18 protein-coding genes, 3 tRNA genes and 1 pseudogene are annotated in these 18,712 nt (G+C 58.6%); 9 read left to right on the forward strand and 13 right to left on the reverse strand.

From position 1 onward, the window contains the following. Nucleotides 1–47: 47 nt before the first annotated feature. A complete protein-coding gene (gene argS, locus J2046_RS30735; protein WP_210058335.1) occupies nt 48–1,805 on the reverse strand; it encodes an arginine--tRNA ligase in 1,758 nt (585 codons plus the stop codon). A gap of 63 nt (nt 1,806–1,868) precedes the next feature. Beyond that, complete coding sequence (locus J2046_RS30740; protein ID WP_210058337.1) at nt 1,869–3,086, reverse strand: deoxyguanosinetriphosphate triphosphohydrolase; 1,218 nt, start codon at nt 3,084–3,086, stop codon at nt 1,869–1,871. A gap of 132 nt (nt 3,087–3,218) precedes the next feature. Here J2046_RS30740 and erpA point away from each other — a divergent pair, with 132 nt between their 5' ends. Beyond that, nucleotides 3,219–3,548 carry an iron-sulfur cluster insertion protein ErpA gene (erpA, locus tag J2046_RS30745; protein ID WP_210058339.1) on the forward strand — a complete coding sequence of 110 codons (330 nt, stop codon included), beginning with the start codon at nt 3,219–3,221 and terminating at the stop codon, nt 3,546–3,548. A 70-nt stretch (nt 3,549–3,618) separates the two neighbouring features. Continuing rightward, on the forward strand, nt 3,619–4,407 hold the full coding sequence (xth, locus tag J2046_RS30750; RefSeq protein ID WP_210058341.1) for an exodeoxyribonuclease III: 789 nt from the start codon (nt 3,619–3,621) through the stop codon (nt 4,405–4,407). Between the two features lie 26 nt (nt 4,408–4,433). Here the strand turns inward: xth and exoR are convergent, their stop codons facing one another. The 7 genes from exoR to J2046_RS30785 form a co-directional block, all read right to left on the reverse strand. Beyond that, complete coding sequence (gene exoR / locus J2046_RS30755; protein ID WP_411828573.1) at nt 4,434–5,204, reverse strand: exopolysaccharide production regulator ExoR; 771 nt, start codon at nt 5,202–5,204, stop codon at nt 4,434–4,436. A 476-nt stretch (nt 5,205–5,680) separates the two neighbouring features. Further along, the gene (locus J2046_RS30760; RefSeq protein WP_210058345.1) at nt 5,681–6,955 is read right to left on the reverse strand and encodes an OmpP1/FadL family transporter; all 1,275 of its coding nucleotides are present in this window, start codon (nt 6,953–6,955) and stop codon (nt 5,681–5,683) included. 359 nt (nt 6,956–7,314) lie between these two features. After that, nucleotides 7,315–10,146 (reverse strand): valine--tRNA ligase, encoded by a 2,832-nt coding sequence (locus tag J2046_RS30765; protein ID WP_210058351.1) that lies wholly within the window; start codon nt 10,144–10,146, stop codon nt 7,315–7,317. A 121-nt stretch (nt 10,147–10,267) separates the two neighbouring features. Then, nucleotides 10,268–11,140 (reverse strand): PopZ family protein, encoded by an 873-nt coding sequence (locus tag J2046_RS30770; protein ID WP_210058353.1) that lies wholly within the window; start codon nt 11,138–11,140, stop codon nt 10,268–10,270. 254 nt (nt 11,141–11,394) lie between these two features. Then, complete coding sequence (locus J2046_RS30775; RefSeq protein ID WP_233470401.1) at nt 11,395–12,048, reverse strand: protein-L-isoaspartate O-methyltransferase family protein; 654 nt, start codon at nt 12,046–12,048, stop codon at nt 11,395–11,397. Between the two features lie 178 nt (nt 12,049–12,226). After that, nucleotides 12,227–12,424 carry a hypothetical protein gene (locus J2046_RS30780; RefSeq protein ID WP_210058355.1) on the reverse strand — a complete coding sequence of 66 codons (198 nt, stop codon included), beginning with the start codon at nt 12,422–12,424 and terminating at the stop codon, nt 12,227–12,229. A gap of 174 nt (nt 12,425–12,598) precedes the next feature. Continuing rightward, nucleotides 12,599–12,672, reverse strand: a tRNA-Cys gene (locus J2046_RS30785). Between the two features lie 239 nt (nt 12,673–12,911). Between J2046_RS30785 and J2046_RS30790 the strand changes: the two genes are divergently transcribed. Next, a complete protein-coding gene (locus J2046_RS30790; RefSeq protein WP_210058357.1) occupies nt 12,912–13,169 on the forward strand; it encodes a DUF982 domain-containing protein in 258 nt (85 codons plus the stop codon). 12 nt (nt 13,170–13,181) lie between these two features. On the opposite strand, the gene J2046_RS30795 is transcribed toward J2046_RS30790, so the two are convergent. After that, the gene (locus J2046_RS30795; protein ID WP_210058359.1) at nt 13,182–13,466 is read right to left on the reverse strand and encodes a hypothetical protein; all 285 of its coding nucleotides are present in this window, start codon (nt 13,464–13,466) and stop codon (nt 13,182–13,184) included. A 401-nt stretch (nt 13,467–13,867) separates the two neighbouring features. Here J2046_RS30795 and J2046_RS30800 point away from each other — a divergent pair, with 401 nt between their 5' ends. Next, entirely contained in the window at nt 13,868–14,515 is a 648-nt protein-coding gene (locus J2046_RS30800; protein ID WP_210058361.1) for an exopolysaccharide biosynthesis protein, read from the forward strand. A 30-nt stretch (nt 14,516–14,545) separates the two neighbouring features. Here J2046_RS30800 and J2046_RS34015 read toward each other — a convergent pair. Further along, nucleotides 14,546–14,818: pseudogene (locus tag J2046_RS34015) on the reverse strand (hypothetical protein); the annotation flags it as partial. 158 nt (nt 14,819–14,976) lie between these two features. Between J2046_RS34015 and J2046_RS30805 the strand changes: the two are divergent. Further along, a tRNA-Asn gene (locus tag J2046_RS30805) sits at nt 14,977–15,051 on the forward strand. Between the two features lie 288 nt (nt 15,052–15,339). On the opposite strand, the gene J2046_RS30810 is transcribed toward J2046_RS30805, so the two are convergent. Next, a tRNA-OTHER gene (locus J2046_RS30810) sits at nt 15,340–15,417 on the reverse strand. Between the two features lie 7 nt (nt 15,418–15,424). Then, nucleotides 15,425–15,625, reverse strand: coding sequence for a hypothetical protein (locus J2046_RS30815; RefSeq protein ID WP_210058363.1), 201 nt, complete (start codon nt 15,623–15,625; stop codon nt 15,425–15,427). A 109-nt stretch (nt 15,626–15,734) separates the two neighbouring features. Here J2046_RS30815 and J2046_RS30820 point away from each other — a divergent pair, with 109 nt between their 5' ends. The 4 genes from J2046_RS30820 to J2046_RS30835 all read left to right on the forward strand — a co-directional run bounded on the left by J2046_RS30820 (nt 15,735) and on the right by J2046_RS30835 (nt 18,589). Next, nucleotides 15,735–16,028 (forward strand): helix-turn-helix domain-containing protein, encoded by a 294-nt coding sequence (locus J2046_RS30820; protein ID WP_233470402.1) that lies wholly within the window; start codon nt 15,735–15,737, stop codon nt 16,026–16,028. Between the two features lie 32 nt (nt 16,029–16,060). Further along, entirely contained in the window at nt 16,061–16,672 is a 612-nt protein-coding gene (locus J2046_RS30825; RefSeq protein ID WP_210058364.1) for a hypothetical protein, read from the forward strand. Nucleotides 16,673–16,782: 110 nt separating this feature from the next. After that, a complete protein-coding gene (locus J2046_RS30830; RefSeq protein WP_210058366.1) occupies nt 16,783–17,250 on the forward strand; it encodes a translation initiation factor 2 in 468 nt (155 codons plus the stop codon). A gap of 451 nt (nt 17,251–17,701) precedes the next feature. Beyond that, a complete protein-coding gene (locus J2046_RS30835; RefSeq protein WP_210058368.1) occupies nt 17,702–18,589 on the forward strand; it encodes a hypothetical protein in 888 nt (295 codons plus the stop codon). Nucleotides 18,590–18,712: the final 123 nt, after the last annotated feature.

Raw genomic sequence — 18,712 nt, forward strand, 5'->3', positions numbered from 1 at the left:
CATTGCTACGCATATGCCAGTGCAATGTGGGGAAATGGTGGCGTTTCTTACCGCATTTCTTCCGGTGCTGCTGTGCCCGTAATTGCAAGTCCTGACTTCAAAACGGAGGCGACAGCATGCACCAGCCCAAGCCTGGCAACGCTCAATTCTCGGTTTTTATCGTTAACAAAACGTAATTCCGGTTGTTCCTTACCTTTATTCCAGTGGGCGTGGAAGAAACTTGCCAGATCATAGAGGTAAAAAGCAAGGCGATGCGGCTCTTGTGCGAGCGCCGCCGCCTCAACAATCCGGGGATATTCAGCAAGCTTGGCAATCAGCTGCAATTCATTGGGATCGGTGATCAGTCCGGTCGAGGTCGACAGGTCCAGCGAATCAATGTCAAGATTCGGAAATGCTTCCTTCGCCTGACGGAAAACTGAAGCACAGCGGGCATGCGCATACTGCACGTAGAAGACCGGATTGTCCTTCGACTGTTCCGTCACCTTGGCGAAATCGAAGTCGAGCGGCTCGGAATTCTTGCGATAGAGCATCATGAAGCGCACGGCGTCGCGCCCCACCTCGTCAACCACGTCGCGCAGCGTCACGAAATTACCCGACCGCTTCGACATCTTTACAGGCTCGCCGTTGCGGTACAGCTTGACGAGCTGGCAGAGAAGCACGGTGAGCTTCGCCTTGCCGCCCGACACGGCGCGCGCCAGTGCTTCGAGGCGCTTTACGTAGCCGCCGTGATCGGCACCGAGCACGTAGATCATCTCGTCGTAGCCGCGGTCGTACTTGTCCTTGAAATAGGCAACGTCAGCCGCAAAGTAGGTATAGCTGCCGTCCGACTTGATCAGCGGGCGATCCATGTCGTCGCCTACTTCGGTCGAACGGAACAGGGTCTGTTCGCGATCTTCCCAATCCTCGGGCAACTGCCCCTTCGGCGGCGGCAGAGTGCCCTTGTAGACATGTCCCTTGAACGTCAGGTCGTTGATCGCCTGACGAATGCGCTGGGCGCCGTTCGCATGCAGCATCCGTTCCGAGAAGAAGACGTCGTGATGAACGTTGAGCGCAGCCAGGTCGTCGCGGATCAGCGCCATCATGGCGTCAATCGCCGTATCCTTGACGATCGGCATCCATTCTTCTTCCGGCATATTGTGGAGCCGCGGGCCATATTCCGCCGCCAGCGCCTCGCCAACCGGAACGAGATAATCACCCGGATAAAGCCCTTCCGGAATTTCACCGATATTCTCGCCGAGCGCCTCACGGTAACGCAGGAAGACCGAGCGGGCGAGCACATCGATCTGGCTGCCGGCATCGTTGATGTAATATTCCTTGGTCACGTCGTAGCCGGCGAACGCCATGAGGTTCGCAAGCGCATCACCCACCACGGCGCCGCGGCAATGGCCGACATGCATTGGGCCCGTCGGGTTGGCGGAAACGTATTCGACATTCGCCTTCCTGCCTTGCCCCAGCGTCGAGCGGCCGTAGCCCAGCCCGCCCGCAATCACTGAAGAAAGCAGGCGCTGCCAATAGCCGGTCGCGAGGCGGATATTGATGAATCCGGGGCCGGCGACGGAAACTTCGCTGACGTCGGAATCATTGCGCAGCGACGCGGCGATGATATCGGCAAGCGCGCGTGGATTGGTGCCGAGCGGCTTTGCCAGCACCATGGCCGCATTGGTGGCCACGTCGCCGTGACTCGGGTCACGCGGCGGTTCGATGGCAATACGTCCAAAATCGACTTCGCTTCGCTTTTCCTTGATGATATCAAGAGCTTCCAAAGCGTTCTTAATTCTAGTTTCGAAGTCGGCGAACAGATTCATGTCACTCATCCGCGCGGAAAACCCGCACGGGCCCCTGGAAAGCCGTTGTTGTTGGCCGGGTGCCTAGCGCAAATCGGGTGTGTGGTCAAACAGCGCGGCATGCGCCTTTATGGCATAGGTATCGGTCATGCCAGCCAGATAATCCCCGACATGACGTGCCCTCGCTGCTTGGCCGAGCCCGGCGATATGATCGACCCAGTAGTGGCTGCGCATCAATGTCGGATCGTCCATATAGGCCTTGAAAAGGTCCTGGACGATCTGCGTGGCGCCGGCGCGGATGCGCATGATGTCCGGATGGCGGTAGATGTGCGAAAAGAGGAGCTTCTTGATGCGGCGGTCGGTCTCCGCCATTTCTTCGGAAAAGGTGGCGATCACGTGGTTTGCAGTGCGGATGTCGTCGGCGCTTTGCGGTTTCAGCTTCTTGAGATTGTCCTGCGCCACGCCGATCACATCCTCCACCATGTGGGTGATCTGCCGGCGTGTGACCTCATAGGCAAAACGGCTGGGCTCGAGATGCGGATAACGCCCCCTCACCTCCGCCATCAGGCCGGCCAGAAACGGGACCTCCTCCAGCATCTCGAAGGTCAGGAGGCCGGAACGCAGCCCGTCGTCGATATCATGGGTGTTGTAGGCGATGTCGTCGGCAATCGCCGCGACCTGCGCTTCGAGGCTTGCATAGCTTGCAAGTTCCAGGTCGTGCAGTTCGCAATAGTCCCGGATCGGCTGCGGCACCGGTCCGTGTATCCCCTTGCGATCCTTCGTCAGGAGCGGGCCGTTGTGCTTGACGAGCCCTTCGAGGCTTTCCCAGGTGAGGTTGAGCCCGTCGAACTCCGCGTAACGGCGCTCGAGCTTGGTGACGACCCTAAGCGACTGCGCATTGTGATCGAAGCCGCCATAAGGCTTCAACATCTCGTCCAACGCGTCCTCGCCTGTATGACCGAAGGGCGTGTGACCGAAATCATGTACGAGCGCCACCCCCTCGGCGAGGTCCTCGTCAAGCTTCAGGGCACGCGCCAGGGCACGGGCGATCTGCGCCACCTCGATCGTATGCGTAAGCCGGGTACGATAGTGATCGCCATCCGGGCTGATGAAGACCTGCGTCTTGTGCTTCAGCCTCCGGAAGGCCGTCGTGTGAACGATACGGTCGCGATCGCGCTGGAATTCCGAGCGCGTCGGGCTCTCCTCCTCCGGGAACATGCGGCCGCGCGACGCCCAGGGATTGGCGGCATAAACCGCACGTTCGCCGCTGCCAAACCCCAGCGTCCCGGTATCGATCATCATGCCTTCACCTGTTTCTTCACCAACGCCCTGCCGCCCATTGACGCGCGGTTCACGTCTTCATACCTATAGTGGAGCCGTGCGCAATGCCGGTGACAGTTATTCCCCGGGCCTTGAACCCGGCAGGAGACGGATATGGATGCAAATGTAACTCTCTCGGATGCAGCGGCAAAGCGGATTGCCGAAATCGTCAGCGCGGAAACCGGCAAACAAGCCCTTCGTGTTTCCGTCGAAGGCGGCGGCTGTTCCGGTTTTTCCTACAAGTTCGACCTCGCCGAGGCGCCGCAGGACGACGATGTCGTGGTCGCAAACGGCGATGCCAAGGTGCTGATCGACAGCCTCTCGCTCGTCTATATGGCGGGTTCGGAGATCGACTTCGTCGATAACCTGCTCGGCCAGTCCTTCCAGATCAAGAATCCGAATGCAGTCGCAAGCTGCGGCTGCGGCACCAGCTTCTCCGTCTGACATCCATCTTCTCCCTTCCCAACGCTTCCGCTTTCGCTAAAAGAGGAAGCGGAAAACGGAGGGACGGCCCATGAAGATCGCCACTTGGAACATCAACGGCGTCAAGGCGCGCATCGACAACCTGCGCCAGTGGCTCACCGATTCCCAACCCGACATCGTCTGCCTGCAGGAAATCAAATCCGTCGACGAGGCCTTTCCGCGGCTGGAAATCGAGGCGCTCGGCTATCATGTCGAGACCCACGGCCAGAAAGGCTTCAACGGCGTGGCCCTGCTTTCCAAGATCCGTCCGGATGAAATCATGCGCGGGCTTCCAGGCGACGACGGCGACGAGCAGTCGCGCTATATCGAGGGTGTCTTTTCCGTACCGCGGGGCGCCATACGCGTCGCTTCCATCTATCTGCCGAACGGCAACCCGCCCGAAGATCCGGTAAAATATCCCTACAAGCTTTCCTGGATGGAGCGGCTGCGCCAACATGCGCGGAACTGCCTCCTCCTTGAGGAGCCGCTCATCCTTGCGGGCGACTACAATGTCATCCCCGAGCCGCATGACTGCTTCGATCCGGCTGCCTGGGCGACGGATGCGCTCTTCCTGCCCGAGACGCGCGCCGCTTTCAGGCGCCTTGAAAATCTCGGTCTCGTCGACGCGGTCCGCGCGACGACCGACGCGACCAAGCTCTATTCCTTCTGGGATTATCAGGCCGGCGCCTGGCAGAAGAACAACGGCATCCGCATCGATCATCTGCTCCTTGCACCAGAAGCAGCCGATCGCCTGAAAGCAACCGCGATCGAGAAGCACGTGCGCGCTTGGGAAAAGCCGTCCGATCACGTGCCCGTGGTCGGGTTGTTCGATTTCAACTGAGCTGTGGCACCGCCGGTCCGAAGCCGCTATTCAACGCCCTTGGCGAACTCCTGGGACAGTGCGATCGCGCCCCGGCGATCCTTTTCGTCGGCGACCGAGAAGGCCTGCTCCTGCAATTGCTGCATCCAGGAACAATCCTTTACGGTGCATTTGTCGAGCGCCGCCGTCATGAAGGCAAGCCCGCGCACCGTCTGGCCTTCCTGGAACAGGACGTTGCCGAATACGGCCATGGCGCCGGCGTGCCCGTTCCGACGCGCCTGATTGAGCCATTTCTTCGCCTGCTGGATGTTGGCGCCTCCGCCCTCACCCGCGAGCATCATCTTCGCGAGCTGGAACTGCGCTTCCGCCACACCAAAGGTCGAGGCAACCTGGAAATAGAGCTGGCGTGCCTGTGACATATCGGCCTTGACCGGGCTGCCCGGGATGCCGCGGCGATAATAATTGGCGAGCGATAGAAGCGCGTTGATGAAGAAGCCGGTATCTTCCGAACCGGGCTCGATGCCCTGGGCTGCGATCTCGTTGTAGATCTTGAACGCCTCGAAATCGTCTTTCGCCACGCCGTCGCCATAGGCATACATGTTGGCCAGCGCCCAGCGCGAGCCCGTATGGCCTTTCTCGGCAGCATAACGATAAGCTTCGACCGCGTCTTCCTTCTGGCCGTTCTTGTACGCCTTGAAGCCGAACTTGAAGAGATCGAAAGGCCCCGATTCCTTGGTGATCCCCGACTTGATATCGAAAGCCGCAGCCGACCCCGCCATAACCGAGGCGAGCGACATTCCAAGAAGCAATACTCTCATGGATCCGATGCCAGACTTCGACATGTTTCAGTTTCTTTCACTTCGTGCGCAGCTTAAAGCCGCAGCCCGAGCTTTGCTCGCCGCCAGAAAAGAGGTCGTCCGGGGATACCCCGTGCCAGTTCCTCCCGAGAGGCGAATGAAACTGTAGGTGCCGTTTTCGGCAAGACTTGGACCCGACACCGCGACTTCCGCGAGAAGACAGAACGGCGCCAAAATCCGCCTGCCAGAGCGCAAAAAGCCCGGCTTTTCACTCATAAACCCGCCCATGATGCTCCAATTACGCGCCCCGCCCCCGCGGTCAGCGACTGTTACCCTTCTACCGCTGCGCCCCGTTTGTGGCGGGAAATGGACAGAAGCCCCCCCCTCTCAAGGCGCCTGATAATAGTCCCCTAAAAGTGTTGCCAAATCGTCACAACGAAAGTCGTCAAAAAAAGAGCCCGGATCGCATCCGGGCTCTTCGATAATGATGTCGAAACTCAGAATTTCACCTTGAGCGAGGTCGATAATGCCGCCACCAGATCGTCATCGAACTCATAGGTGGCCTCGTTGCCTACCGCAACGCCGCCGATCGTGGTCGGACCGGAATCCCCACCCGTCAGGATGCCGATCACGCCTCCAAGACGGATCTCCACATTCTGGTTCGGTGAATAGGAAACGCCGGCACCAAAGAGCCAGCTGTCGGTCTGCGTACCGTATTCCTGAGAGGTGCCGCGATCCCAGGTGACGCTGACGGCACCACTCCACTGATCATTGAACTTGTGACCAATACCGCCGGTGACCGTCCAACCGTCACGATAGCCCAGATCAAGAGAGGTGATCTCGACGCCGTTGTTATAGAATGGAATGCGCTGCAATTGGCTCCAATCCGTCCATTTGACGGAGCCAAAGGCCAGCCAGTCCGGCGCAATACCCGACTGGAGCTTCAGCTCGATCGCTTCCGGCATCGATGTGGAACCGCTGACCGGAATGATCGTACCTGCGCCCGGAACCAGTGTCACGCCCGGGATGATTGCACCTGGAACTCCAAGAACTGGCGATAGCGTAGTCAGATCGACCGTGCCCGAGACATCCTTCAGCTTGACTTCGCTGTAATACATCAAGCTCGCACGGAACGCGTATTCCGGGATTTCATAGGCAAGCCCCGCACGCCAGCCCCAGCCATCACCCTCAAGATCGAGCCTTCCAACGCCGGTCCCAGCAAACGCTCCAATTCCAGGAGTACCCGGAGCGAGCACCAGCCGCTCCTTAAAGCCGTCCATTTTAAGATAATTGGTGCCGCCGATGACGCGGAACTGTCCCGGCCCCATGTCGAATTTGTAGGAGCAGGTCACTGCGTAGTTGTCGCTGTTTACCTTCGTTTCGATGTTATCACCCGCACCGGCCCAATGGGCGCCCGGATTGGTATGGGCACCATAGGGCTGAGAGTAATCGAACATGCAGTCCGCGGCTTCGCCTATTGCGGCTTTCACGCCGACCCGAGGAGAGAAATAGTTCTCGCTGTCATCCGCAGACGCGGAATATCCCGGGATCGTATTGAGGTCCCCGTTCAGAGGATTGGTATCAGTCACATTCTTCGCCTTGCGCTGCGGCATGACGAAAGTGGCCGTGGATTCAGCCGCAAAGCGCGACGGATCAAAAAGCAGATCGATATTATAGCCACCGCGCTCAAGGCCTCCTGCCAGAGCCGACGACTGAAGGACCCACCCCGCCCCAAGAGCCAGAAGTCCCCTCGTTATGTGTCTACTTATCATAATTGTTCCCACTCCCTGGTAAGTGACGGGAATCACTGTAGATGGCGACTTCTAAAAGACAACTTTCGGTGATCGGGACCGTCGCAGCGCAAAAGCCTGTCAAATTTACGTAAACAACGCTGGAACCCGACATTTGGGGGTAATTTCCGCACAAAATTACTACTTTCCCGTATCCAACATGCAGGTTGGTAGAATTTTCTCACGTGGACAAATTGATCCGTGTCAATTCGGCAACACCCTTGCTTTTCCCCTGTGTGCAGTTGCACAAAAGGAACGCACGGAATGCGCGGCTGGGCGTTACATACAAAAAGCCGCGCCCATGGCTGGACGCGGCATTCGTTCCGGGGCCGTGGAGAGGTTCAGCCGGCTTCGGTGATTCTCAGCAAGGCGGTCTTGAGATTGGCCATCTGAACCTGCAGTTCGGCAAAGCGTTCGCGTTCGGACGCCACCACTTCCGGATCGGCGTTGGCGACGAATTTCTCATTCGCCAGCTTCTTGCCGATGCGGTCCAGTTCGCTCTCGGTCTTGGCAACTGCCTTCTCGACGCGCACCATCTCGGCAGCAAGATCGATCAGATTGCCAAGCGGCAGGCAGGCGGTCGCCTCACCCACCACGATCTGGGCCGCTCCCTTGGGCGCAATGTCCGCAAGTTCGATGGTTTCGACACGTGCGAGACGCCGGATCGCCGCCTCGTGGCGTATCAGACGCGACTGGCTGGTCTCATTTGCTCCAACCACGATCAGCGGTGCCACGGCCGAAGGCGGCACGTTCATCTCGGCGCGGGCCGAACGCAGGCCCGAGACGAGATCGACCAGCCAGTTGATCTCCTCCGCGGCCGCCCGGTCGAAGAATTCCGGGGCCGGCCAGTCGGCGTGGCAGAGAAGGCTGTCGCGCGTTGCCGTGTGCGCCCAGAGCTCTTCGGTCATGAAGGGCATGAAGGGATGGAGGAGCTTGTAGGTCTCCTCCAGGACATAGGCCGCGCAAGCCTGGGACTCCGCTTTTGCCTTCTCGTCATCACCTGCAAAAACTGGCTTCAGAAATTCGAGATACCAGTCACAGACCTGGTTCCAGACGAAGCGATAGAGCGCGCCCGCCGCCTCGTTGAAACGCTGCGTCTCGATTGCCTCGGTCACGTCGCGGATCGCCGCGGAAAGTTCCGTCAGGATCCAGCGGTTGATGGTGAGCGTCGCCGTCTCCGGGATGAAGGCCGGATCGCGCTTGACGCCATTCATCTCCGCAAACCGCGTGGCGTTCCAAAGCTTGGTGCCGAAGTTGCGGTAACCGGCGATGCGGGCCGGATCGAGCTTCACATCGCGGCCCTGCGCCGCCATGATGGCCAGCGTGAAGCGCAGCGCATCGGCGCCGTATTCGTCGATCAGTTCCAAGGGGTCGATGACGTTGCCCTTCGACTTCGACATCTTCTGACCGTTCTTGTCGCGCACCAGAGCATGGACGTAAACGGTATGGAACGGCTCGATTCCGTTGCCTTCCTCGTCCTTCATGAAGTGCAGTCCCATCTGCATCATGCGCACGACCCAGAAGGGGATAATGTCGAACCCCGTAACCAGAACGCTCGTCGGATAGTATTTCTTGAGTTCCTTCGTCTGGTCCGGCCAGCCGAGCGTCGAGAACGGCCACAGCGCAGACGAGAACCAGGTGTCGAGCACGTCCTCGTCGCGGGTCAGGATCTCGCCGGGCTTGAAGTTCTCCAAGAGGTCCTCGACATAGGCCTTCATCGGCCCTTCGTGCGAAAGGTAGTGCTGGATAGCGGCCTGAAGCGCTTCTTCCTCCGTCCTTTCGACGAAAACCTGGCCGTCCGGACCGTACCAGGCGGGTATCTGGTGGCCCCACCAGAGCTGGCGGGAAATGCACCAGGGCTGAATGTTTTCCATCCATTGGAAGTAGGTATTCTCCCAATTTTTCGGAACGAATTTGGCGCGTCCCTCGCGAACCGAGGCGATCGCCGGCTGGGCGAGTGTCTTGTTGTCGACGAACCACTGTTCGGTCAGCCGCGGCTCGATGGGCACACCGCCACGGTCGCCATGCGGCACCGTGTGCTTATGCGGCTCGATCCTGTCGAGCAGGCCGGCCTCCTCGAATATCTCAACGATGATCTTGCGGGCCGTGAAACGGTCCTGCCCTTCCAGCCGATCCCAGGCACCGTGAAGCGCTGCGGGATGATCCAGGCCTTCCAGGAAATCCTCGTTGTCCTTGATGGTGATGGTCGCATCGACATTCATGACGTTGATGGCGCGCAGCCCCGCGCGCTTGCCGACCTCGAAGTCGTTGAAGTCATGCGCCGGCGTGATCTTGACAGCGCCGGTTCCGGCCGTCGGATCGGCATAGTCATCCGCAACGATCGGAATTTTCCGGCCGACAATCGGCAGAATGACATGTTTGCCGACGATCGATTTGTAACGCTCGTCCTCCGGGTTTACCGCAACGCCGGTATCGCCCAGCATGGTTTCGGGGCGAGTCGTGGCGACGACCAGATAATCACGCGTCTCGAATTCGGTCGGCTTGCCCTCTTCGTCGAACGCAACCGGATACTGGTAGGTGACGCCGGGCTCCAGTGGATAACGGAGATACCAGAGATTGCCGCTGACCTCATACTGTTCCACTTCCATATCGGAGATGGCGGTCAAAAGCTTCGGGTCCCAGTTGACGAGGCGCTTGTCCTTGTAGATCAGGCCCTGCTTGTAAAGCGTGACAAAGACTTCAAGGACGGCCCGGGAAAGTCCCTCGTCCATGGTGAAGCGCTCGCGCGACCAGTCGCAGGAGGCCCCTAGACGCCGCAACTGGTTGAAGATCAGGCCACCGGATTCCTCTTTCCATTCCCAGACCTTCTCGATGAAGGCCTCACGGCCCATTTCCCGGCGGCCCGGAAGCTGGCGCTGCATCAATTGGCGTTCGACGACCATCTGGGTTGCAATGCCCGCGTGATCCATGCCCGGCTGCCACAGCACGTCCTTGCCGCGCATGCGCTCGAAGCGGATCATGATGTCCTGCAGCGTGTTGTTGAGCGCATGGCCCATGTGCAGAGAACCGGTCACGTTCGGCGGCGGGATCACGATCGTGAAGCTTTCCGCTCCGGGCTTGGCATTGGCGCCGGCGCGGAAGGCATCCGCCTCGTCCCAGGCCTTGGCGATCTTCGGTTCTACGGTTGCGGAATCATAGGTCTTTTCGAGCATTTCCTGCCCCGGTTCTGTTCTTGGGAAGATATCGCGGTGTAAATAGGATGGGCTGATCCAAGTCAATAAAAAAGCCGCCCCGTCGCCGGAGCGGCCGTTTCAATTGGCCTCGGCTATGCAATCAACGGCGCGGACCGCGAGCCACGCGTTCGATCTCCTCGCGCACAAGGCGCTCGACCAGCGTCGGGAGGTTGTCGTCCAGCCATTCCTGCATCATCGGGCGCAACATGTCCTGCGCCATCTCTTCCAGCGAGCGATGCTCCAGCCCATTGAACACCGCAGCCAATTCGCTGAAGGATCTCGCGACCTGCGCGCCCGCTTCGGCTGACAGGAGATTGGCGGCTTCCTCGATCCTGGCCGGCAAGCTCTCAGGAGCGGGTTCGGACATGAATTGCGGCGCCGGCCGAGGGGGCATCTCCGCCTCTGGGCTCTGCTCGGGCGTTTCGAGAACCGGGGATGGCGCCCGGTGAACGGCTTCCGGCGCTTCCGTGACGGATGAAGCCTGCGAGACCGGAGCAGCGGGGGCTGCCGCCGCCCCCGGCTCACGGAAGTCAGACATGCGCGTCATCCGAGGCCGCGCCACCTCCTCCTCCTCACGGTAGGCTGGAGCAGGTGCGGGCGCAACCGGTTCGGGAGCAACCGGGGCCGTGGAAAGGCGAACGCTGCCCATCTCCTGCTGGCGCGCGGAGGCGGCACGTACCCTTGCCGCAACATCGGCAAGCGACAGCGTCCGCTCCGGCTGGGCCGGCTCGCTCGATGGTCTTTGCACCGAATTCAGCGGCTCGTTGCGCGAGGGGATACCGGGATCATTGGCTACCCTATCCGGAATAAAGCCTGTCTCTTCCGAATCCTCCATTCCCTCCTCGTCATAGGCCGAAGACAGCGGGCGGGAAGGCACGTTTTCGGCGTTCGGCTCATTGCTTTCAATGATCCGGCGAATGGACGCCAGGATTTCTTCCATGGAGGGTTCACGCGCTACATTTGGCTGAGCCATTTTCATCCCCGCTGTTACCGGCACTCGATTCGGCTCCAAGCAGGAACCCCCGAATCGCAGACACTGTAAGGTGTCGGGGGGGCTGGAAACAATGACAACTGCCCCAGGCGTCCTACCGATACACAGTTTTGTTGGCGATGTGAATCCCGGATGTCACACACTTGCCGGAGGCGCGAAAGGCATGCCTTTCCAAAACGGGAAAGAGGCCTCGCAGAGGCCCCTTCTCGTCCCTGCCTTCAGACTGCGGAACGCGATCAGAAAACGAACTCTCTCACCTTGCGGAAGCCCGGAAGAGGTTTTACCGAGGCGTTGAAATAGGCGCTTTCGGAAATCACGCCCTGCTCCCGCACAAACATCTTCGCCTGGGCAGCATTTCCATAGCCCACGACGGCGATGAGGCGGCCGCCATCGCGAAGCTGCTCCAGCAAGGCGGCCGGCACTTCCTCGACTGCGCCGTTGATGAAGATCAGATCGAAGGGCGCTTCGCTGGCATATCCCTTTTCCAGCTCGCCCGCCACGATCGCGACATTGTCGCAGCCAAGCGAAGAGAGCGTCTGGGTTGCCTGAGCTGCCAGCGCCTCGTCCGACTCGACCGACACGACGGAACCGGCAAGCTGGGACAGAATGGCCGTCGCATAACCGGTACCGGTTCCGACTTCGAGCACGACATCATCCTTGATGATCGTGGCGAGTTGGAGGAGCTTGGCCAGCGGCGAAGCCTCCATCAGGTAGCGCCCCGGCGCCACCTCGATGTCCGTATCGACATAGGCGAGTGATTTGGCTCCGGCCGGCACGAAAGCCTCGCGCGGAACACTATAGAAGGCCCGCAGGACCGAGTGCGACGTGACATCAGTGGTGCGGATCTGATTCTCGACCATCTTTGCCCGCGCTGCTTCGAAATCCATCATCTCAGTCGTCCCAAATCACCCGGCCCGAATCACCCCGGCCCAAATCACCCAGCCATGCGCCGGGCTCACGCAAGTCCGTCTTACTGACGGCGAGGCGTGCTTTCAAGACATCGCCCGGCTTCAGAGCAAAAAACTGGAGGAGATCGCCAAAGCGCCGCAGGCCGCGGACAGGTGAGGATCAGGCGAAGGCCGGCGGCGCCTCTTCCAACCTGCGAACGATCGTATAATCCCGGCGGTAGGACGTGCGCAGGCCATGATCCTTGTCGAAAGCAGACTGTTCGGCGGAGGTCAGCGGGAAAATGCCATCGGCGAAAGTGCCGGTGCCTTCACACTCGTTGGCGGACTGACGATGGACGGTGATAATCCTGGTGATCATTTCGCTTTCCCTCCGTTCTGCCCATAAAGCAGCAAAAAAAGCCTTTCTGTTCCCGAGCCTAAGAGGAGAAAGTTAAAAATTAACCATATTGCGGCGCACACAAAACCGCATGGTAAATGCCTGATTGAAAGGGAAAATCAGATTTGAGGAGACATTTGCGTAGCAGGGAAGTTTTGGAGGCCTCGCCCGGAATCGAACCGGGGTGCAAGGATTTGCAGTCCTCTGCGTAACCACTCCGCCACGAGGCCATCCGAACGCTTAAAGAGCGAGTGGTGTCGGGCGTTTAGAACGAATCGAATGATGGCGCAAGCGGGTTCGCCTCGATTGCCATATTTTTCCTATGAAGAGAAAGCCAGAATGCCGGGCAAGCCCCGCTGGCGCCTGCAAACGCCGAACCGACAAAGCCACGGCCGGGCAGAATCCGCCAGAATGAGGGAACCAAATCCGGTCGAGCAAGTTTGCACCCCGCAATGCAAGGTGTGGGACAATGAATGACGTGACGGCAACAGATGAAGTCCTGTGGAATTCCCCTGTCAGAGTACGTGTCGGATATGGTTTTCCTGAAGTGGTTCGCGGCCCGAGAGAGGCCCTGGAATATCTCAAGTGGCGTTGGCCGGTGCGCGAAGGCACCTACTATCTCCGGGCATTGAAGGAATGCGCCGCCGGCCTGCAGCGCAGGCTTCCCCTGGAAAAAGTACGGGAAACCTTCGTGCTTGCCAGTATCGAAGCGAGAATGTTGAGCTGATCGCAGAGGCGTTCAGGCCGGCCAATAGACATCGGAATGAAAGTCGGCCGGAATGTCGGCGAGCCTGCCGATGGCTTCCGCCACATAACCGATCTGCATGGCGAGATATCTGATTTCGCGCGGGACCGGGATACCGGTTACCGCCTCACGGTTGCGCCATCTGTCGTAACCGATCGCCCTGATCCGCCGCTCCGCTTCCCGCAACACGTCTTCCTGCGTCGGCGGCGCGTCACCTGTCGTACCGGCAAACGCCGACGAGCGGGCCGAAAGCCCGCCCTCTATCACTCTGAACGCCATATACGGCCTCGTCTTCAATCCCGGAAAACATCCTAGTGATTCGCAAGGGGAATGCCAGAGGCTCCGAGCGTTCGCCAAAGTGGAAAAGCTGCGGGAACTATGCTAAAGGTGTTGCCGTTGTGGGGTGTGAGGAGACACCGGGGCAACAATCTAGCGGTAGGAGGAGACCGCCATGGAATATCTGGAGTTCATCACGGCTCTCAACCCGATCGTGCTTGCAATCCTGGCAATCGTACTCGCCTGCGGCGCCTATGATCATTGGATGCAGTCGAAATAGGCACGCCAGCCGGGGACCGAATGAGCGTCATGCGATCGCGTGAGGCATACGCACGTCCGTTTGCGGTCTTTGCTCCCGGGCCGAATGCTGCTATGCATCCGGCGCGGGGGAGATTGTGCGGAGCATGAGCTTGGACGAAAGCATCGAATTCCAGGATACCTCCACCTCGCTGAGCGACACTCTGCGCCGGCTCATCAAAGGCATCAAGGGCCAGTCGATCACGCTGCGCGAGCTCATGGATGCGGTCGGAGAACAGGGGCTGCTGCTCATCTGCGCCGTCGCCTCCCTGCCCTTCCTCATCCCGGTTTCCATCCCAGGGGTCAGCACCGTCTTCGGAGCGGCCATCATCCTGATCAGCCTGGCAATCACGGCGAACCGTCTGCCCTGGCTGCCGGGGAAGATTCTTGACCGTCAGCTCGATACGCAGAAGCTGGTGCCGGCACTGGAAAAGGGCGTCAATATCGTCACCCGTCTTGACCGTTTCCTGAAACCGCGCCTGTCGGCGCTGACGACTGGTGCAATGATCAACCGGCTGAACGGTCTTGCGATCGCAGTCGGCGGAGTACTCTTGATGTTTCCGCTGGGCCTCGTGCCCTTCTCCAACACGCTGCCGGGGATTGCCATCCTGCTACTGTCGACGGGCATGATCCAGCGTGACGGAATGATCGTGCTGGGCGGCTACCTCTTCAACGTCATCACGGTGATCTATTTCGGCGTGCTTGCCTATGCCGCCTTCAGCGCCGGCCAGGGCATTGCCTCTCTGTTCGGCTGATCCGGCTGCCGCATCGTCATTTCCGCCCTGCTTCGCGCGACGGCGCCTCGCCCACCAGAGCGCCGTTCGGCGTCGCTGGCGCCGCACGGCTGGCAGATCGTGCGAGAGGATCACGAAGCCGAGCGGCAGCATCCAGAAGCCGAGAATCGGCAGGAAGCCCAGCGTGCCGCCCACCAGCAGGGAGAGGCCGACGCCGATACGGCCGGCCCGCGAGCGCGGCAAGGGGATCTGCCAGCTGCCGAACCCTACTCTGCGGGTATGCGGGTCCACTCCGAATCTCGTCGATTTCCGCTTTTGCGCCACCAGAGATTATTTCCCTTGTTTCTAAAGGACGTCTTTTTCGAGCAGATGGGGCTCAGCCGGGGATAAAACAAGCAAGTTTGATTTTTTTGCAAAAAGCGCTTGGCAAAACGCCAAAGCATTTGTATTACCCCCCGCACACGCCGCCACCGAGCGGATGATCCCTGGTAGCTCAGCGGTAGAGCATTCGACTGTTAATCGACAGGTCGCCGGTTCGAATCCGGCCCGGGGAGCCAGTTTCTTAGATAAGCGCCTGTAATCATTGATTAATTTGATTGCAGGTGCTTTCTTACCCACATTCCCTCCCCACTTTCGGCGAACGCTTTTGCGGTTCGACTCCGCTGTTGGGTCAGCGGAAAAAACCGCTCGATCCTTTCGAATCGAGCGGCCGGCCGCGGCGATCTTCCAGTGGTTTTTCGCATGGCGATTGGCCGCGACGTAGGTACGATAGCGAAAATTCGTTGAGGCGGCCAGCGCGCCGCGAGTGTAGGTGCGGGTGGTGATCGCGCTGGCCAGTAGTGACTTGGAGCCCCTGGCCCGATTCGAACGGGCGTCATCCTCTACGGCTTCGCGGGGTAGAACTCCCGGACCGATACAGGGGCGAAACCCTCAGTTGGCGACCAAGTATCCGGAACGGACTGCCCGCGTCGGCCTGTCGACATGGTCGCCCTTGATGCGGATGTAAAATATCTGCTCGCCGCTTGTGGTGATCTGGCGCGCGAGAATAAACGCCCTCATTCCATGAAACTTGACCGGCTGGCCTATTGAGAACTGCCAGACCACTTGCTGGTCGTTAACCCTAATGTTCATAATTCAACCCCTCGAATTGTCACCGGTGTCAGCACCATGTAATAATAATCCAACACAAGAGACCAATTGTCAACACCGTGTATTAACTATTGTTCACAGGGTAAAAATTATGGTTCCCGCACAACTAAGAATGGCTCGGGCGGCTCTCAAGATAGGTGTTCGCGATCTTGCCGAGATGGCTGGCGTCACGACCGCCACTATCACGCGATTTGAGAACGAAAGAGGCGGACTAAACTCGGTCACCGTCCAAAAACTAAAAGATGCATTGGAGGCATCCGGCATCGTCTTCATCCCAGAGAACGGCGGCGGCGTTGGTGTTCGCCTGAAATTCAATCGGCGCGAAGTGAAAGCGATCGATGTGCTGGAGAATGAAGGTGGCACCGTTGGTGAGGATGATGTTTAACGGCCCTGGCGTCCGCCTGCGGGATCGGCAAGATGAGCCTCGACTACACCATTCGACTTTATGAATTACTCCCTGACGGAGAGTTGGAGTCTTTGGGCGGCGGGCCAATAAGCCAGTACGGAGGATCCTGCCCTAACGTGGGGGACACGATCGCTCGCTTTCATGTTCTCGAAGAGTCGTTCAAGTTTTACAACGTGCAGCGCCGGTTCTTCATCAACAGTGCCGATGGTGACGAAGGCTGGGCAATCCTGATCAGAGCAGTTGAAGCGTCCGCTCTTATGTCCGCTGTTGCGGATGAATGGCTCGACGAAACGAGGTTCTGGCGAGACGTCGATGAGCAGGAGCGCGCTCAGGAGGCAGAAGACCAACGGCGTAAAGAGCAACAGAAAGAAGAGCGCCGGCAAAATGCTCCTCGACACGGGCTTCATCCCCGTGAGGTGAAAGCGCTGCGGTACATGGTAGAGCACCCGGAGTCCGTCACGATCGAGGCCATTCGCGGCGCTGGAGAACACACGATTGGTGTTCTAGCCGAGGCAGGGTTGGTTCGGCGATCTGGAAGAGCTGCGGATGGGTCTCAACAATGGCGAGTTACCAAGGAGGGCAAGTCGGAATTGCAGCGTTGGGAGGCGTGGAGGAACCTCTAACTTACCTGTGAGTTGCGCCACCGCACCTCAAAATTAACCACCTATTAAGTATCGCACTCGACTTCTGCGAGAATTTCTGCTTACCTGCTCGCAGGGTAAGGGGAATATTCATGTACTTCAAAATTGCAACTTTCGCTGCGCTGGCCGCGGCTGTTTCTTCGTGCGGCTCTATCTCTCGTGGCACCTCCGAGAGCGTGGTGATTTCAGCTCTGCCAAATGACGCCAAGGTGACGACCTCCATGGGGCATTCCTGTCCGCAGTCACCATGCACCATCAAGGTCGAGCGGAAAGCCGAGTTCACGGTCTTCGCAGAGAAGGAAGGCTACAAGTCTGGCCGTGTGGATGTGAAAACCAAAGTAAGCGATGGCGGTGTAGCTGGTTTCGCCGGCAACATTCTAGTTGGCGGCATTATCGGTATGGGCGTTGACGCGGCGACAGGTGCTGCGCTCGATCATTATCCGAATCCGGCTTATGTCGTGCTTGAGCCGGTTGATCCGAAGAATCCAAAAACTCCTGTTATTCCGAATCCGGTTATCGAACCTCCAAAGCCGAAGAAGACAGAGACGCCGACGGCTTAGGATATTGAAGGACATGAAATACAGAACATTGCGAATTTGTGCGGCGGCGCTTATCTGCGCTTGCTTAAACTCGACACTGGCAAAGGCGGATTCCGAAACGAGCGTCCGCGCAGCTTATGCTTTATGCTCAGTTATAGACAGCACGGGCTTGGCCAGCAGCCCGTGTGAGGTTTCCGGTTGGGGATCGTCCGTAACAGCCACGATTGACATGACCAGCGGCGAGGCTAGGAAACTATGCAATCAGGTCGCGGGTATGATGCGGGAGAAGGGCATTACTTTCGACCGTGGCTGGACCTTCCAGATCAAATCTCCGTACAGCAGCGGAAACTCCATCGCCTATTGCTCGCTATAAAGACAAGCCACTGAAAGGCGGTGCTTTGCTCCGCCAGCTGCTGGACAACTTCACCGGTCTGCATATGCTCGTCATTCGTTAAGCGGAATGGATGGATGCATGCAGGTCACTGATCGTCAGAAGGCTAACTTGAAGCGCTGGATCATCAACCAGATCGCAAAGTCGAAGCAGCCTATCTCGTTATCGCACTTAGACTATGTCGAGAGCGGAGAAGAGCCTTGGGAGACGCTGGATACGGATTTCCCCGATGCGATGTTTGACCTCGAACGCCAAGGCCATATTGTTGTCGACGACGTCCACTCCGGCACTGAGAACGAGACCTGCTTCATTGACATGCGCGGGTCGGAAGATCCGGCGACGAAGCGTCTACTTTTCGATGAGGAAGCTATGCCGAAGCTTACTGGACCCGAACTTAGATTCGCTCGAGATAGAGTGATTGCATACATCTATGAAAACGGCGCCTCGAACTACGGATATTCGATGCCTATCGATGACATCCTTGCCAATACAGGACTGAACAACTTCCAGATTCGCGATGTCGTTGGGCTTTTGATTAACCAAGGACTGATGTCTAAGAGCACGATGGATTCTATCGGCTTAAACCAGCAAGGCCAAGCGGAGGCTGAACGACTTGGACCGACCATAGCTATGCGGGCGCCATTAAGCCCAAATTATCAGATCGATGCACGATACAGCATCGTTCAAATCGCTGGCGCAAATAGCACCCAAAACGCCACCCAAAGTTTCGACTCTGGAGCACTCACTGAGTTGCTCGGGGAGATCGAGCGGACGTTGCCCACACTCGAGATGCAGCCCGCTGCCCGAACTGAAGCGCAGGGGCTGATCGAGGCGCTTAAGGGCAGCGCGATCAAAGGTGCTGCTGACGCTGTCACGCGAGCGGTGGGAGGTGCCTTAAGTGCGATTTTGTCAGCGGCTGGTAGCCCTCTTGGGAAGAGCCTTCTCGTGCTGCTCGGCATCTCCATTTGATGAGAAGTCAATCGGGAAGCTGAGAAGCGGGACTGTCAGGAATTTTGTGTCTGAGGCCATGATGATGGAAAGGAGAATCATCACATGGCCATTGAGAAGGAACTTTTGGATCAGCTTCTCGCG

The organism is Neorhizobium petrolearium (assembly GCF_017873175.1).
Taxonomy (GTDB): domain Bacteria; phylum Pseudomonadota; class Alphaproteobacteria; order Rhizobiales; family Rhizobiaceae; genus Neorhizobium; species Neorhizobium petrolearium.